The sequence below is a fragment of the Arthrobacter sp. NicSoilB8 genome (assembly GCF_019977355.1).
In the GTDB taxonomy this organism is placed as follows: Bacteria; Actinomycetota; Actinomycetes; order Actinomycetales; family Micrococcaceae; genus Arthrobacter.
Genome location: NZ_AP024655.1, coordinates 4,646,713 through 4,661,431, shown reverse-complemented (window position 1 = coordinate 4,661,431; position 14,719 = coordinate 4,646,713). Strand labels below are relative to the sequence as shown.

11 protein-coding genes are annotated in these 14,719 nt (G+C 69.2%); 3 read left to right on the top strand and 8 right to left on the bottom strand.

Features of this window, described 5'->3' with window-relative positions; all coding sequences use genetic code 11:
• Positions 1 to 60: 60 nt before the first annotated feature.
• Positions 61 to 888, top strand: coding sequence for a DUF559 domain-containing protein (locus LDO15_RS21065; protein WP_223982100.1), 828 nt, complete (start codon positions 61 to 63; stop codon positions 886 to 888).
• Positions 889 to 1,020: 132 nt separating this feature from the next.
• Here the strand turns inward: LDO15_RS21065 and LDO15_RS21060 are convergent, their stop codons facing one another.
• The 3 genes from LDO15_RS21060 to LDO15_RS21050 all read right to left on the bottom strand — a co-directional run bounded on the left by LDO15_RS21060 (position 1,021) and on the right by LDO15_RS21050 (position 4,683).
• Positions 1,021 to 2,013: a hypothetical protein gene (locus LDO15_RS21060; protein WP_223982098.1), complete on the bottom strand. Its 993-nt coding sequence runs from the start codon at positions 2,011 to 2,013 to the stop codon at positions 1,021 to 1,023.
• A gap of 146 nt (positions 2,014 to 2,159) precedes the next feature.
• The gene (locus LDO15_RS21055) at positions 2,160 to 3,932 is read right to left on the bottom strand and encodes a helicase HerA-like domain-containing protein (RefSeq protein ID WP_223982095.1); all 1,773 of its coding nucleotides are present in this window, start codon (positions 3,930 to 3,932) and stop codon (positions 2,160 to 2,162) included.
• A gap of 49 nt (positions 3,933 to 3,981) precedes the next feature.
• Positions 3,982 to 4,683, bottom strand: coding sequence for a type 1 glutamine amidotransferase domain-containing protein (locus LDO15_RS21050; protein ID WP_223982092.1), 702 nt, complete (start codon positions 4,681 to 4,683; stop codon positions 3,982 to 3,984).
• A gap of 345 nt (positions 4,684 to 5,028) precedes the next feature.
• On the opposite strand from LDO15_RS21050, the gene LDO15_RS21045 reads away from it, so the two are divergent.
• Complete coding sequence (locus LDO15_RS21045; RefSeq protein WP_223982089.1) at positions 5,029 to 5,826, top strand: hypothetical protein; 798 nt, start codon at positions 5,029 to 5,031, stop codon at positions 5,824 to 5,826.
• Between the two features lie 151 nt (positions 5,827 to 5,977).
• Positions 5,978 to 6,967: an LLM class flavin-dependent oxidoreductase gene (locus LDO15_RS21040; RefSeq protein WP_223982086.1), complete on the top strand. Its 990-nt coding sequence runs from the start codon at positions 5,978 to 5,980 to the stop codon at positions 6,965 to 6,967.
• Between the two features lie 41 nt (positions 6,968 to 7,008).
• Here LDO15_RS21040 and galK read toward each other — a convergent pair whose 3' ends face one another.
• The 5 genes from galK to LDO15_RS21015 all read right to left on the bottom strand — a co-directional run bounded on the left by galK (position 7,009) and on the right by LDO15_RS21015 (position 14,718).
• Complete coding sequence (gene galK, locus LDO15_RS21035; RefSeq protein WP_223982083.1) at positions 7,009 to 8,148, bottom strand: galactokinase; 1,140 nt, start codon at positions 8,146 to 8,148, stop codon at positions 7,009 to 7,011.
• Positions 8,145 to 9,350, bottom strand: a complete 1,206-nt coding sequence (gene galT / locus LDO15_RS21030; protein ID WP_223982081.1) for a galactose-1-phosphate uridylyltransferase — start codon at positions 9,348 to 9,350, stop codon at positions 8,145 to 8,147. The genes galK and galT overlap by 4 nt, the downstream gene beginning before the upstream one ends.
• A 1-nt stretch (position 9,351) precedes the next feature.
• Positions 9,352 to 11,625, bottom strand: a complete 2,274-nt coding sequence (locus tag LDO15_RS21025) for an alpha-galactosidase (protein ID WP_223987601.1) — start codon at positions 11,623 to 11,625, stop codon at positions 9,352 to 9,354.
• Between the two features lie 90 nt (positions 11,626 to 11,715).
• On the bottom strand, positions 11,716 to 12,549 hold the full coding sequence (locus tag LDO15_RS21020) for a DeoR/GlpR family DNA-binding transcription regulator (protein ID WP_223982078.1): 834 nt from the start codon (positions 12,547 to 12,549) through the stop codon (positions 11,716 to 11,718).
• A gap of 18 nt (positions 12,550 to 12,567) precedes the next feature.
• A complete protein-coding gene (locus LDO15_RS21015) occupies positions 12,568 to 14,718 on the bottom strand; it encodes a beta-galactosidase (RefSeq protein WP_223982075.1) in 2,151 nt (716 codons plus the stop codon).
• Position 14,719 lies beyond the last annotated feature (1 nt).

The window sequence follows — 14,719 nt, the reverse complement described above, 5'->3', positions numbered from 1 at the left end:
CTGTCCACATAGTGTGCCCCGCGGGTACCGAGGTCCACGGTTGCGCGGGAACGTAAGGCTATGGACGTGGTGAAGGCTTTGGACATTTGCGGGGGAGCCGCCCGGCGGCCGTCCCTCGCCCGCTTGGGAGTCGACGACGCCGCACTCCGCCGTGCCGTGCGTTCCGGGGCGGTCCAGCAGCCGTGCCGCGGCCTGTACAGGCTTCCGACGGCGGCGCCCGATTACGTAGCTCTGCTGCAGCACAGGCAACTCCTGACGTGTGTGAGCGCTGCACCTTTCTACGGGCTTTGGTCCTTGGAGCAGACCGGCCTACGGCATGTGTACCACCGGCGCGGGGAGGCCGCTGGCGCGGAATCCGGGCACGGCGGACTGCTGTTTGCACCGCATCCGCACCGGCCGGTCGCAGCCTTGGGCGATGTCCTCATCCATGCGCTGCGGTGCCTGCCGTTCCGGGAGTCCCTGGTCATGGTGGAGTGCGCGGTCGGCAGGGGCGATATGACCGTGGATTTCTTACGACGGCGACTGCCCGGGGCACGTAACGGCCGGGCCCGGGAGGTCCTGGAATGGGTGGACCGCGGCGCGGAATCCCTGCTCGAGACCCTGGCCCGAACCTTTTTTCGGCAAGCCGGAATCAGGGTGGAGACGCAGGTGCACATTGACGGCGTCGGATATGTGGATTTGTTGCTGGAGGGCAAACTCATCGTGGAGCTCGACGGACGTCACCACGGCGACTGGGCCCAAGTGAAGAAGGACCAACGCCGCAATAACCGCTCCGTGGTCCAGGGCTACGCAGTCCTCCGCTACTACTATGCCGACGTGGTTCACGATCCCGCGGCAATGGTGGCCGAGGTCCAGGCCGTCCTTGCCGGGGTGAATTCGCCCGGGTAGGCGTCACGGCCGGCAGGGTTTCGGGCACCCGGGGAACGGAAATCCGCGGATTCCCGGGGGAACCGGGCTCTCGAGTGGCTCAAAGTCTGCCCTGCGTGACGGCACCGCCCGGCAGCCACGCAAGTCCGGGTTCTAGTAGTTGATCTGCGGCGTGAGCTTGACGGTGTCGCCGTCGATATCCAGACGGGTCGTGAAGCTGAAGTCGTGGACAGCATTGATGTCGGTCACGGCGCCCGTGAACAGATCCACCTGACGAGCCTTGATCCGGGCCTTGCCGTCCAGGGGTGCCACCACCCAGCGGCCGTCGAACGGCTCGATGCTGACGGTGGGGTAGTCCGTGATGCTCCAGTCGATGGTCCCGTCAATCACGCGGTTGTTGGTGGCGTGGTAGAACGGGCAATCAGGCTGCAGCTTCTGCTGCTTGTCGGCCTCGTCGGCGCAGGAATCCAGGAACTCCTTGACCTTGCCGCTTACGGCCGCCCTCAGTCCATCTGTGGCCTCAGTCAGCAGGTTAAGCGAAGCCGGGCGCGCGTCCCCGCCGGACACAGTGGCTCGGGTGGGCGGGGCGGAGAAGTACTGGCCGTTGAGGCCGGCCTCGTACTCGCCGGGGTAAAAGACGGCGAAGGAGTTGCGGCCGTTGGGCATGATCACCGGTACGCCGTTGAGCGTGGCCTCGCTGGAGTTGACCACGGTGACGTCCAGGACGGGAAGGGCGGTGGGGACGAACGACCACTTGTGGAAGAACAGCCACTCGGTGCCGGAGCTCTCCAGTAGGAACTCGGTCCGCAGCCGGTTGCCGTCGATGGTGTACTCCATGGGCACCATGACCTGGTTCGCGCCGCGCTCTTCTGCATTGCCGAGCTTAACGTCGGAGATGCGTGCGGCCGCGGTTTGCAGGGCGGTTCCGTCGAGCATGGCCGGGTTGCTCTGCGGCACGGAAGCGCGCAGCAGGCCCAGCGCCTTTTCGCCATCGCCCTTTTGCAGGGCGCTGAGATACTCGCGGACAGGCTGCTGCGGGCCGGCGATAGAGCTGTTCACCAGGTTGATCGACACGATGGCTGCGGCCACGGCAAGCATCAGTCCCAGCAGCCACCCTGCTGCAATTTTGACCAACGCCTGACTCATGTGCACGATTCTTACGTTACCTGCACCCCGCAGGAAACCCCGTCTCATGGTCCGCATCTGTGACGCGGACCATCGCCGCCGCCAGCCACGGGCTCCTTGGCAGGGGCAGGGGCAGGGGCGCCGGTTCGCTGCCGCCGGAGCCGGCCCTAGCGGCGGCGGCGCTTCGAGGACGTGCCGAAGACCCCGCGCAGCAGCTCCTTGCCAAGCTGGGTTCCCAGCGAGCGGGCCATGCTCTTGAGGCCGCCGCCCAAAGCCCCGCCCCAGGCCCCGGCAAGGTCACCACCGATGCCGCCACCTGTCGGCGGGGCCTGCCGCGGGGCCTGGCGTGGCGTCTGGCGCTCGGGCGCGTCGCCGTAGCCGGGCGGGGTCCCCGGCGCCGCCGCGGGCCGGCTGCTGGGACGGCCCAGGATTTCTTCCTCGATCCGCCGGGCCTCGGCGTCGATGGCGTTGGGATCCAAGGCGCCGCCCTGAACTCCGCCGCCCTGAACTGCGCCGCCCGGGTGCGCGGCCCCGGCGGCCGGGCCGGTGGGGGCGGCGCCTCTGTGGTCACCGCCTCTGTGGTCACCGCCTTCGGCGGTGATCTTCTCGTACGCGGAGATGTTGTCGACGGCGGTGCCGTACTTGGGCAGGAGGGCGGAGCCGGCCACGGTGCTGGCGATCAGGGAATCGGTGCTGGGGCCCATCACGGATTCCGGTGCGCGGAGCCGGGTCAGCGCCACGGGGGTCGGTGCGCCCCTCTCGTTCAAGACCGTGATGACGGCCTCGCCGATGCCGGCGGTGGTCAGGGTCTCCTCGAGGTCGTAGTCGCTCGTGGGGAACGTGGAGACGGTGGCCTTGAGGGCCTTGGCGTCCTCCGGGGTGTAGGCGCGGAGGGCGTGCTGAACCCGGTTTGCCAGCTGCCCGAGCACGTCCGCAGGGACGTCCTTGGGGGTCTGCGTGACGAAGAAGATGCCGACGCCCTTGGACCGGATGAGCCGGACGGTAGTGGTGATGGCGTCGAGGAAGGCCTTCGAGGCGCCGTTGAACAGCAGGTGGGCCTCATCCAGGAAGAACACGAGCTTGGGCTTGTCGAGGTCTCCGGCCTCGGGCAGGTCCTCGAAGAGGTCGGCGAGCAGCCACATGAGGAACGTCGAGAACAACATGGGCTTGGTCTGCAGGGTGGGCAGCTCCAGGCAGCTCACCACGCCGCGGCCGTCCGGGGCGGTGCGCAGCAGTTCCGCGGTATCGAACTCCGGTTCGCCGAAGAACTTCTCCATGCCCTGCGCCTCGAGCGTGATCAGCTCGCGCAGGATCACGCCGGCGGTTGCCTTGGACAGGCCGCCGAGTTCCTCAAGCTCATCCTTGCCCTCGGCGGAGGTCAGGAACGCGATGACGGTCCGGAGGTCCTTGAGGTCGATGAGCTCCAGGTTGTTCTTGTCCGCGAAATGGAAGACCAGCTGCAGGCTGGATTCCTGCGTCTCGTTCAGGTCCATGATGCGGGAGAGCAGGATGGGGCCGAAGGAGGTGATGGTGGCGCGGACCGGGATGCCCCGGCCGTCGCCGCCGAGGGCCAGGAATTCCACCGGGAAGGTCTTGCCGGACCACGCCTGGCCGATGCTCTGCGTGCGGGCCAGGAGTTTCTCGCTGCCCGTGGCGGCGGTGGCCAGGCCGGAGAGATCGCCCTTGATGTCGGCCAGGAACACCGGCACTCCCGCGGTGGAGAGCTGCTCGGCCATCATGTGCAGCGTGACGGTCTTGCCGGTGCCGGTCGCTCCGGCCACGAGGCCATGCCGGTTCATCATGGCGAGCGGCAGCCGGACGGGGGCATCCTTGTGGAGTTCGCCGTCGACGATTGCCGCCCCGAGCTCGATCGTCGGGCCATCCAGGGTGTAGCCCTGGACGATCGTGGCGACTTTGTCTGCAGTGGATTTGATGGCCATGCGGTTAGCTTAGCCGGGTCCGGGGTTCCCGGACCCGGCCCAGTCGGGCCTATTCGGCGAGGGCCTTGAGGACTTCCTTGGCCACGTCCTCGCTGGACTGCGGGTTCTGTCCGGTGATGAGGTTTCCGTCCCGCACAACATGCGACGTCCAGGCCGCACCGTTCTCCACGATCGCGCCCTTCTCCTTCAGGACGTCCTCCACGAACCACGGCGTGTTGGGTCCGGTACCGCCGCCCAGCTCCTCCTCGTTGGTGAAGACGGTGAGGCGGCGCCCCGCGAAGGTGAACGCGCCGTCGTCGCCAATGGCGCTGAGCAGCCCGGCGGGGCCGTGGCAGAACGGCGCGATGACCTTGGCGGCCGCGTTGGCGCCCGTGAGGACCCTGCCGAGGTCGGCGTCCCGGTAGAGGTCGGCCATGGGCCCGTGGCCGCCCGGCATGACGACGGCATCGTAACCGGCGACGTCGACGTCGGCCAGCACCAGCGGGGCGGACAGCTCGGCGTCGATGGAGTCAAGATACTTCCGGAAGCTGTCCGCCCGGTCCTGGCCGCCGGCGGACTCGGCCGCGAGGCTGACCTCGTCCACGGTGGGCTTCCGGCCACCGGGGGTGGCGACGTGCACAGTGTGACCGGCGTCGAGGAGGGTCCGGTGGGAGACAACGAGTTCCTCGGCCCAGTAGCCGGTCGGGTGTTCGCTGCCGTCGCGCATGGTGAGCGAATTTGCGGCCGAGACGACCATCAGGATGTTAGCCATGGTGTTGTTCCTGTTCTGCCGGCAGGGCCGGCGGGTGGCGGAGGGGTTGAGCCGGCTCCCTGAAATACGGCCTAGGCGGAGTCGTCAGGCACGACGCCGGGAAGGCGAGCCCGCTGCGGTGACCCGATGCGGTGAGTAGTCACGGCTCATAAGGAAGGGAACCTCCTCAGCCTGCTGACTATTCCATGCCTCCGCGTCGGGAGGGGCCGGGCGGGCTATGCGGGGTGCTCGTCGGATGCCGGCCGGAGGTGCCGGCCCGAGGTGCGCGGCGGGTGCGTCGACGACAATAATGGCACCGCTGCCGAATTACACCACCGATTTGCTTTTCTTCCCTTAGACTGTGGCATGCCCAACTCGCTCCCGCGCATCGTACTGGCCTTTGTCGTGACCCTCGGCCTTGTCCTCCTGGGCGGAAGCCCGGCCACTGCGGCCACGACCTCCTCGGGGCCGGGTATCGATGTGTCCTGGCCACAGTGCGGCAAGACCCTGCCAAAGCAGCCCGCCTTCGCGATCGTGGGCGTCAACAACGGCCTGGCCAACAACACCAACCCGTGCCTGGCGAGCCAGTTGGCCTGGGCGAAAACGGCCAAATCCCCGGCAGCGACGGCACAGCCGAGGGTGGCGCTGTACGTCAACACGGCCAATCCGGGCCGGCAGGGATCCTGGTGGCCCACATCAAACACCTACAACGGCGTGAAGGTCACCAACCCCTACGGAAACTGCGCCTCGGGGACGTTCAAGGCCTGCTCTTACATCTACGGCTGGGCGAAGGCCTCCGACGACGCCAGGCGCCGCGGCGTCAGCAACCCGCAGTCCTACCTCTGGTGGCTGGATGTGGAAACAGAAAACACCTGGCAGACAGACAAGGCCGCCAACGTTGCCGTCCTGGAGGGCATGGCCGCCTATTTCAAGCGGATCGGCGCCCGCGTAGGCCTCTACTCCACCGCTTACCAGTGGGGGAGGATCGCCGGAACCGTGAAGTCGACCAGTCCGCTGGCAGGACTGCCGAGCTGGCTCGCAGGTGCGGGAACCGCTGCCCGCGCCAAGACGAACTGCTCCCTCCCGGGCCTCACGCCGCGCAGCCGCGTCTCGATGACGCAGTACATCTCCGGCGGCCTCGACTATAACTACTCCTGCGGCTGAGCCTCAGGAGCAGAAATTAAGGTGCAGAAATATCCCCGGCGCCGCCGTCGTTGACCCAAGTGTGCCCGCGCCGGAAACCCGGCGCCCGCCACGGCCGTAGTCCCAACCTCCGGCCCGAACACTGCACCGCTACGAAAGGCCGGCCTTTTCCGTGACTGTTCCGCTTTCCATTCTTGACCTCGCAACGATCGGCCCGGGCCAGACGGCGGCCGAGAGCTTTGCCGGAAGCGTGGCCATGGCCCGCCTCGCCGAGGAGCGAGGCTACCGGCGGATCTGGTACGCCGAGCACCACAACATGTCCTCGATCGCCTCCTCCGCCACAAGCGTGCTGATCGCCCACGTCGCGGCCCATACGTCCAGCATCCGGCTCGGCGCCGGCGGCGTGATGCTGCCCAACCACTCGCCGCTGACCATCGCGGAACAGTTCGGCACGCTCGAAACCCTGCACCCGGGGAGGATCGACCTCGGGCTGGGCCGCGCACCGGGCAGCGACCAGAACACCATGCGTGCCCTGCGCCGAGATCCGATGTCCGCAGAGAGCTTCCCGCAGGACGTCCTTGAGCTCCAGGGCTACCTGACTGGCCCTACCCGCATCCAGGGCGTGGAGGCCACCCCCGGCAAGGGCACCAACGTGCCGCTGTACATCCTGGGTTCCTCCCTGTTCGGGGCCAGGCTGGCCGCCCAGCTGGGCCTGCCGTATGCCTTCGCCTCGCACTTCGCGCCCAACGCGCTGCAGGACGCGGTGTCCGTCTACCGCCGTGAATTCCGGCCCTCCGCGCAGCTCGACGCCCCGCACGTGATCGCCGGCGTCAACGTCGTTGCCGCGGACTCGGCCGCCGACGCCCAGGCGATGTTCCAAGCCACCAAGCGTGCCAGGGTCTCGCTGTTCTTCGGCAACGGCCGCGTGTTCAGCGACGACGAGGCCGACATGATCCTGGACTCCCCGCAGGGCCAGCACATGGCACAGATGATGAAGTACTCCGCTGTCGGCACGCCGGATGCCGTCCTCACGTACCTCGACGAGTTCACGAAGCACGCCGACGCCGACGAGCTGATCGTGGCGCATCAGAGCACCGGCACCGAAGCGCGGCTCCGCTCCGTGGAACTTCTGGCCGACGCCGCCCGGCTCGTGCGGGCCTAACCGCCCGTCCGGGCGCCCTCGCTCCCGGCGGGAGGTCCCGGCTACATTTCCCGGCGCGCGCCCTCGGACGCGGTGACGGGGAAAATGTGCGGCGCCGTGTACCCGGCCCGGGCGAAGCTGCGGGCGATGCCCCCGGCCACCCGGCCGGCGTCGTCGTTCCGGACCAGCGCAAGGGCGGCACCGCCGAAGCCGCCACCGGTCATCCGCGCCCCAATGGCGCCCAATTCCTGGGCGCTGGACACGGCGAGGTCGAGTTCCGGGGTGGAGATCTCGAAGTCGTCGCGCATGGACAGATGCGATTCGTTGAGAAAGGCCCCGATGGCGCTGGCGCCCGAGGTCCGCAGCGCCGCGACCGTGTCCAGCACGCGCTGGTTTTCCGTGATGATGTGACGGACCCGGCGGTAGGTCTGGCCGTCCAGCAGCGCTGCGGCGCGGGGGAGGTCCTCAGGGCCCAGAGCCCGCAGGCTGCCGACGCCCATGCTGCGGGCGCCGGCCTCGCACGAGCGGCGGCGGCTGGCGTAGCCGCCGTCGGCATGGGAATGGCTGGTGCGGGTGTCGATCACGAGGAGCCCCACGCCTGCGCCGGCGAAGCCGAGGGCGACGCTCTCGGTCGCCAGGCTCTGGCAGTCCAGCAGGATGCCGTGATCCGGCTCGCCCAGAAGCGACGCGGACTGGTCCATGATGCCCGTAGGCGCGCCGACCACCCTGTTCTCGGCCAGCTGGCCGATCCGGGCTAGCTCCTGCCGGTCCAGCCCGAGCTCCCAGAGATCGTTCAGGGCCAGGGCTACCGCGCATTCGACGGCGGCGGAGGAGGACAGTCCCGCGCCGGCCGGGACATCCGAGGTCAGCGCCAGATCCATGCCGGACGCCGCCCGGGCGATCGCCCAGGCCACGCCCAGGGGATATGCGGCCCAGCCGGTGAGGGTGTCGGGGTCCAGATCGTCGAGGCTCACTTCCACCACGCCGGGGAAGGCGCTGCTCGCGACCCGCAGCAGGCGGTCTGCCCGGGCGCGCGCCGCCACCGTGGTGCGCTTGTCGATCGCGATCGGAAACGCGAAGCCGTCGTTGTAGTCCGTGTGCTCGCCGATCAGGTTGACCCGCCCCGGCGCCGACCACAGACCGTCCGGGGCGCCGCCGAACTGGCTCCTGAAGTACTCGCTTCCCAAGTGGACCTCGTTCATGGCCGGGCGGCTTCCTGTTCTGTTAGCGGCTGCTGTGCAGCTGCCGGTTCTGTCGCTGCCTGTCTTGTCGCTGCCTGTCTTGTGCCGAACGGGTCGAGACCGGCCTTCGCCATGGCCTCGCGGAGCCGGCCGGCGGCCGTTTCCGGCGGGATGTCCGCGATGAACGCGCCCATGGCGGCCTCCGAACCCGCCAGGTACTTGAGCTTGTCTTCCTCCCGGCGGGGCGAGGTCAGCTGCAGCATGAGCCGGATGTCGTCCCGGTGGGCGTGGACGGGCGCCTGATGCCAGGCTGAAATGTACGGCGTGGGGGTGTCGTAGAGGGCATCGACGCCGCGCAGGAGCCGGCTGTACAGCCGGGAAAATTCGTCGCGTTCCTCGTCCGTCGTCGCGGCGAGGTCAGGGATATGACGGTGCGGCAGCATGTGCACTTCCAGCGGCCAGCGCGCGGCAAACGGGACAAACGCCGTCCAGTGCTCGCCCTGCAGCAGTACCCGCTCGGATTTCTGCTCGAAGCTAAGGATGTCCTCAAACAGGGAACCGCCGTAGGCCTCGATCGTGCGGACCAGCTGGGCCGTGCGGGGCGTGATGTAGGGGTAGGCGTAGATCTGCCCGTGCGGGTGGTGCAGTGTCACGCCGATCGCCTCCCCGCGGTTCTCGAACGGAAAAACCTGCTCGACGCCGGGAAGCGCGGACAGCGCAGCCGTCCGGTCCGCCCACGCCTCCACAACAGTGCGCATCCGGGACAAGGACAGCCCGGCGAGGGAACCGGTGTGCTCGGGGGAGAAGCACACCACTTCGCACCGGCCCACCGACTGCCGGCTGCGCCCCAACCCCACCCGGGCGAGGTCGTCCAGGCCTTCCGGCGCGGCGGCGCCCGCCAGCTCGGGACCGAAGGACGGGGACTTGTTTTCGAAGACGGCGACGTCGTAGAGGCTCGGAATTTCCGACGGATTGTCCGGCGACGCCGGGGCCAGCGGGTCCAGGTGCGAGGGCGGCAGGACCACCCGGTTCTGCCGGGCGGCCGCGATGGAAATCCACTCGCCGGTCAGGACATCCTGGCGCATGATGGCCGTGGGCGGCCGGACCGCCGGCTCACGGAGATCGTCCCCGCGTTCCGGCGGCAGGATGCTATCGGCATCATCGAAGTAGATGATGTCCCGGCCGTCGGAGAGCTTGTAGGGGCGTTTCGTAATCTGTCCCATGTCAGGAGTTCCTCACGGCGTGGCCGCTGCCGGCGGCCAGATCGGCAGCCGGGCCGGCAGCGGTGACGCGCCGGACGGCCAGGAGCAGCCCGTGCTCCGGGTTCAGGACTGGCATCGGGAGGCCGGACTCCGCCAGGAAACGGCCCGTCGCCTCTGCGCCGCCCGCCAGCCAAGCCGGAGGCGCAGCCTGCAGGAAGGCCCGCCGATCGCCGGCCGCCGGATACACAGCCTCCACCCGGTACCCGGCGTCCGGCAGCAGCCCCGGGAGGCTGATCCGGCCGGGGACTTCGGCGAAAGACGTTGCCACGGACACGACGGCGTAAAGGGCCTCGCCGCCGTCGTGGGACACGACGCCGTGCAGCCGGAGGGACGGATCTGGCTCGTCGGCCCGCACCATGCGCCCGCTGTGCAGCAGGGCCCGGTGCTTCTTGTACAGCGCGATCGTCTGGGCAAGCTCGTCGCGCTCGGAATCGGCGAGGTGCCGGATATCCCATTCGAGGCCGAAATGGCCGAACATCGCGGTGATTGCCCGGAAGGAGAGGTCATGCGTCCGCGCGGTGGTGTGGCTCGTGGTGGGTCCGATGTGCGATCCGACGAGCTCCGGCGGCACCACCAGGCCGGTCCACCGCTGGATGGTCTGCCGCTCCAGGGCGTCGTTGCAGTCCGAGGCCCAGACCCGGTCGGTGCGTTCCAGGATGCCGAGGTCCACGCGGGCGCCCCCTGAGGAGCAGCTTTCAATCTCGACGCCGGGATGGGCCTCACGGAGTTTGTCGAGGAGCCGGTAGACGGCCTGCGTCTGGGCGTGCACGGACGGGCGGCCGGCATGGCCCATTTCGACCAGATCCCGGTTCTGGTCCCATTTAAGGTAGGCGATGTTGTTCTCGCGCAGCAGGGCGTCGAGCCGGTCGTAGATGTACTGCCAGGCGTCCGGGTTGACCAGGTCCAGGACCTGCTGGTGCCGCCACTGCACGGGCAGCCGGCCAGCCAGCCGGCCGCCCGGGCCGGAGTCCCCGGCGGACGGGCTGCCCCCGGCCGTCCGGGGTGCCGGCCCGGCGATCCAGTCCGGGTGGGCGCGGGCCAGGTCCGAGTCTTCGTTGACCATTTCGGGTTCGACCCAGAGCCCGAATTCCATGCCGTGGCCGGTGACCGCATCGATCAGCGGGGTGAGGCCCCCGGGCCACAGGCCCTCGTCGACGTACCAGTCGCCGAGGCCCGCCTGGTCGCTGCGGCGGCCGCGGAACCAGCCGTCGTCGAGGACGTAGCGTTCCACGCCCAGCCGTGCGGCCGCCTCGGCGAGCTCGAGGAGTACGGGCAGCCGGTGGTCGAAATACACCGCTTCCCAGACGTTGAGCACCACGGGGCGGGTCTTGCCGGACCGCGCGCCAGGGTGGTGCGGGCGCCCGCGGAACCAGGCGTAGAACGCGTCGCTAATCCCGTCCAGCCCGGCGGCGGAATACGCAGCGAACAGCCAGGGGGTCTCGTAGCTGGCGTTCGCCGCGAGGGTGATCTCGCCGGGCCCGAGCAGTTCCGAGGCGCCGATGACGGTCCGCCCGTCCGCGGCGGCATCAACAAAGCTCTCGTGGTTGCCGCTCCAACCCAGATGCACGGCCCAGACCTGCCCGTGCCGGTTGCCGAACCCGGGGGTGCCGGCCGCGAGCAGGAGCGAGGCATCGTGGCCGGTCCGGCCGTGCCGGCCCGAGCGGACCCACGTGCCTTGGCGCAGCGGCAGGCGCTGGGGGTGGGACTCCCGGCACCAGCGGCCGGTCAGGTCCAGGATCTCGGTGGCTGCCCGGCCCAACGGGAGCACTGCCGCGAGCTCGTCGAGGCTGTAAGGGCCGGAGCCGTCGTTGTCGAGCCGGTGCCGGAGCTGGAGCAGGCCGCCGTCGTTGATCCGGATCTCCGTGCGCACGGTGACCCCCGCGTCGGGGTCGGCCTGGGTGATCACGGCAGAACATGCGTTCCCGCCGGGATGCCCCCCGCCCGGACATTCAACACTCACAACGCGCAGCCGGGCCGAGAAAGCCTGGCCGTTCCGGTGGCCGCGGAGGCCGGGCCGCCCGCGCCAGCCCGAGGACGCCTGCGGGATCAGCCCCAGCGTGACCGGGACGTCGAGGGCCGAGCCCGGCACGGGGCCGACCAGCAGGGACAGGTCCGGCAGGTCAGGACCGAGGTCGGCGCCGAAGTGCAGCATGGCCGGCTCGCCCGTGCTGAAGTCGATGAGCAGTGAGGTGCCGGAGCGGCGCAGATACAGGGGATCCGCGGGCGGGGCGCCCAAGGGGGTAGGGGACTCGGCGTCAAGGGTGAGGTCCGGGTTGTTCACGGTGGCTCCAGGCGTAGTGGTTTGGAGGGGGCGGGGACGTGCCGGTCAGCCCGAGGCGGCGCTGTGGATAGCGGCGGCGCGGGTTGAAGCGGCGCCGTGCCGGGAGTCGCCGGTAGGGGCCAGTCGGAGCCGTCCGACGCGTTCGCCGAGGATGCGCCGGGCCTCACCGCCCAGAAGGTCATCGCTGATGAGTTCGTCGGCGTCCTCGAGGCTGGCGATGGTGCTGATGCCCAGGGTGCCCCACTTCGTGTGGTCGGCCAGGACCACCACCCGGCGGGCCGCGCTAACGAAGGCCCGGTCGGTTTCGGCTTCCAGCACGTTCGGCGTGGTGAACCCGGCGTCGGCGTCCACCCCGTGGACGCCGAGGAACAGCACGTCCAGGTGCAGCTGCCTGAGGGAGGACGTGGCCAGTGGACCGACCAGGGCATCGGAGGGTGTGCGCTCGCCGCCGGTCAGGATCACGGTGGACGGGGAGGAGCTTTGGTGGAAGACGTCGGCGATCCGCACCGAGTTGGTGACCACCGTGATCCGCGGGCCGGCGGCCAGCAGCTGGGCCAGCGCCCATGTGGTGGTGCCGGCGCTCAGCCCCACTGCCATACCCTCGCGCACCTGGGCGGCCGCCTCCTGCGCGATCGCCATCTTCTCGTCCTTCAGCTGGGTCACCTTGAGCTCGAAGCCTGGCTCATGCGTGCTGGCTCCGCCTGGCAGTTTGGCCCCGCCATGGATTTTCTCCACCGCGCCCGCCGCGTCGAGGGCCTCTATGTCCCGCCGCACGGTCATCAGCGAGACGCCGAGCATCTTGGCGAGGTCCGCGACACGGACGATCCGCTCACGCTGGACCTCCGCGAGGATGGCGGAATGGCGGGCTGCGGCTAGCATGTGGAGTCCTTAGAGGCTTTAGTGGTTTGACAGGCTTGACAGGTTTGAGTCGTCTGAGTGGCTTGCCTGACCTGTTTGGCTGACGGATGTGCCGACCAGCCGGGCGGCAGGTGAACGGACGACGGCGACGGCTCCGGCCGCGAGGCCGAGCCCGCCGTCGAGCTCGGTGCCGGTGAGGAGGTCCACGCCTGCCAGCGGCAGCCGGACGTCGTGCGCCCCGTGGTTGATGCAGAACGTCCAGTCGGTCCCGTCCTTGCTGCGCCGGGCAACTTCCACATCTGCCGGCAGCTCCGGAACGAGCGGCTGCACTCCGGCGTCGGCACAGATGACGGTGAGCAGTTCGCCCAGGCCCTCCGGCGCGAGCGTCGTCGCGACGTAGTAGGAGCGGCCGCTCCCGGCGCGGTTGCGGGTCACGGCGGGAGAGCCGGCGGCCGGTCCCTCGTCCACGGCCGCGAGGACCTCGGCCGTGGTGGCCTGCCCCAGTTCGTTCCAGCAGGTGCCGGCACCGAAGCCGCTGAGCCGGACGCTTTCCCCGGCGCGAAGCGGGAAGAACTCCTCCATCCGGACGCCCAGCAGCCCGCTGAACGCGCCAGGGTAGCTGCCAAGCCTGATGTGGTCATTTTCGTCCACGATACCGGAGAAATACGTCACCACGAGGTGGCCGCCGGCGCGCACGTACGCGTCCAGGTTTGCGGCCCCGGCATCGCTCACGAGGTACTGCATCGGCGCGACAACGAGCCGGTAGCCGGAGAGGTCCTCGGTGCTTTGGCGGAAGTCCGTGGGGATGCCGGCCCGGTAGAAGGCATCATGCCAGCGCCGGGTTTCCGCGATGTTCGAGGCATCCACGCTCGGATGCGAGTCCAGTTCCGAGGCCCAGCGGGCGTCAGTGTCGTGGAGGATGGCGACGTCCACCCGGCCGGAGGCCCCCGTGACCAGCGAGCCGCTGACTTCGGCCAGGCTGCGCAGCGCCTGGCCGAGCTGGACCACTTCACGCCAGACCTTTGTGTCCGTGCCGGCGTGCGGCAGCAGTCCGGAGTGGAACTTCTCGGCGCCGGCACGCGAGGCCCGCCACTGGAAGAACAGCGCGCCGTCGGCACCGCGGGCGACGTGCTGCAGGGAATTGCGCAGCATCTCGCCGGGGGCTTTGGCGATGTTGCGGGGCTGCCAGTTGACAGCCGAGGTGGAGTGCTCCATGAGCAGCCAGGGCTTGCCCTTGGCCCAGCCGCGGGTGAGGTCCGCCGTGGCCGCCAGCTCCTGGAAATTCCGCGGGTCCTCGGCAATGAGGTAGTGGTCGTTGGAGACCACATCCATCTCCTCGGACCAGCGCCAGTAGTCCACGGGCTGGTGCAGGCCCATGTTGAAGCCCATAAAGTTGGTGGTCACCGGGTGCCCCGAATGCGAGCGGAGGATCGCCGCCTCGGCTTTGTAGCATTCGAGCAGCTCATCGGAGGAGTAGCGGGCGAAGTCCAGCTGCTGGGTCGGGTTGACCCAGGTCCCGGAGGTCCGCGGCGGCAGGATCTCCTCCCAGGCCGAGTAGCGCTGGGACCAGAAGGCGGTGCCCCACGCGGTGTTGAGGGCCTCGAGGCTGCCGTACCGGCGTTCGAGCCAGCGCCGGAAACCCGCGGCGGCGCCGTCGGAAAAGTCCGGCTGGTTGTGGCAGCCGTACTCGTTGTGGACGTGCCACATGACGACGGCGGGATGGTCCTTGTAGCGGACGGCGATCTGCTCGGTCAGTGCCGCGGCGGCCCGGCGGTAGTCGGGGCTTGAGGCGGCGAAGGCCTGCCGGGAACCGTAACTGTGCCGCACGCCGTCGGCAGTTACCGGCAGCGACTGGGGGTACTTGTGGCTGAACCAGGGCGGCGGGGAGGCCGTGGCGTTGGCGAGGTCAACCCGGATGCCGTTTTCGTGCAGCAGGTCCAGGACCCGGTCCAGCCAGCCGAACTCGTAGACGCCCTCGGACGGTTCCAGCAGGGACCAGCTGAAGATGCCGACGCTGACCAGGTTGACGCCGGCCTCGCGCATCAGCCGGACGTCCTCGTCCCACGTCTCTTCCGGCCACTGCTCCGGGTTGTAGTCGCCGCCGAAGGCCAGCATCGGGGAGCCCTCGGAGCCGAGGCGGGCGGTGATGTAGTCCATGGCGGTGTTGTTGTGGTTGATGCTGGTGTCCACG

Excerpts from the sequence above, each read along its gene's own strand:
- LDO15_RS21065 (WP_223982100.1), top strand. The coding sequence starts at position 61 with ATGGACGTGGTGAAGGCTTTGGACATTTGCGGGGGAGCCGCCCGGCGG.
- LDO15_RS21060 (WP_223982098.1), bottom strand. The coding sequence starts at position 2,013 with ATGAGTCAGGCGTTGGTCAAAATTGCAGCAGGGTGGCTGCTGGGACTG.
- LDO15_RS21055 (WP_223982095.1), bottom strand. The coding sequence starts at position 3,932 with ATGGCCATCAAATCCACTGCAGACAAAGTCGCCACGATCGTCCAGGGC.
- LDO15_RS21050 (WP_223982092.1), bottom strand. The coding sequence starts at position 4,683 with ATGGCTAACATCCTGATGGTCGTCTCGGCCGCAAATTCGCTCACCATG.
- LDO15_RS21045 (WP_223982089.1), top strand. The coding sequence starts at position 5,029 with ATGCCCAACTCGCTCCCGCGCATCGTACTGGCCTTTGTCGTGACCCTC.
- galK (WP_223982083.1), bottom strand. The coding sequence starts at position 8,148 with ATGAACGAGGTCCACTTGGGAAGCGAGTACTTCAGGAGCCAGTTCGGC.
- galT (WP_223982081.1), bottom strand. The coding sequence starts at position 9,350 with ATGGGACAGATTACGAAACGCCCCTACAAGCTCTCCGACGGCCGGGAC.
- LDO15_RS21020 (WP_223982078.1), bottom strand. The coding sequence starts at position 12,549 with ATGCTAGCCGCAGCCCGCCATTCCGCCATCCTCGCGGAGGTCCAGCGT.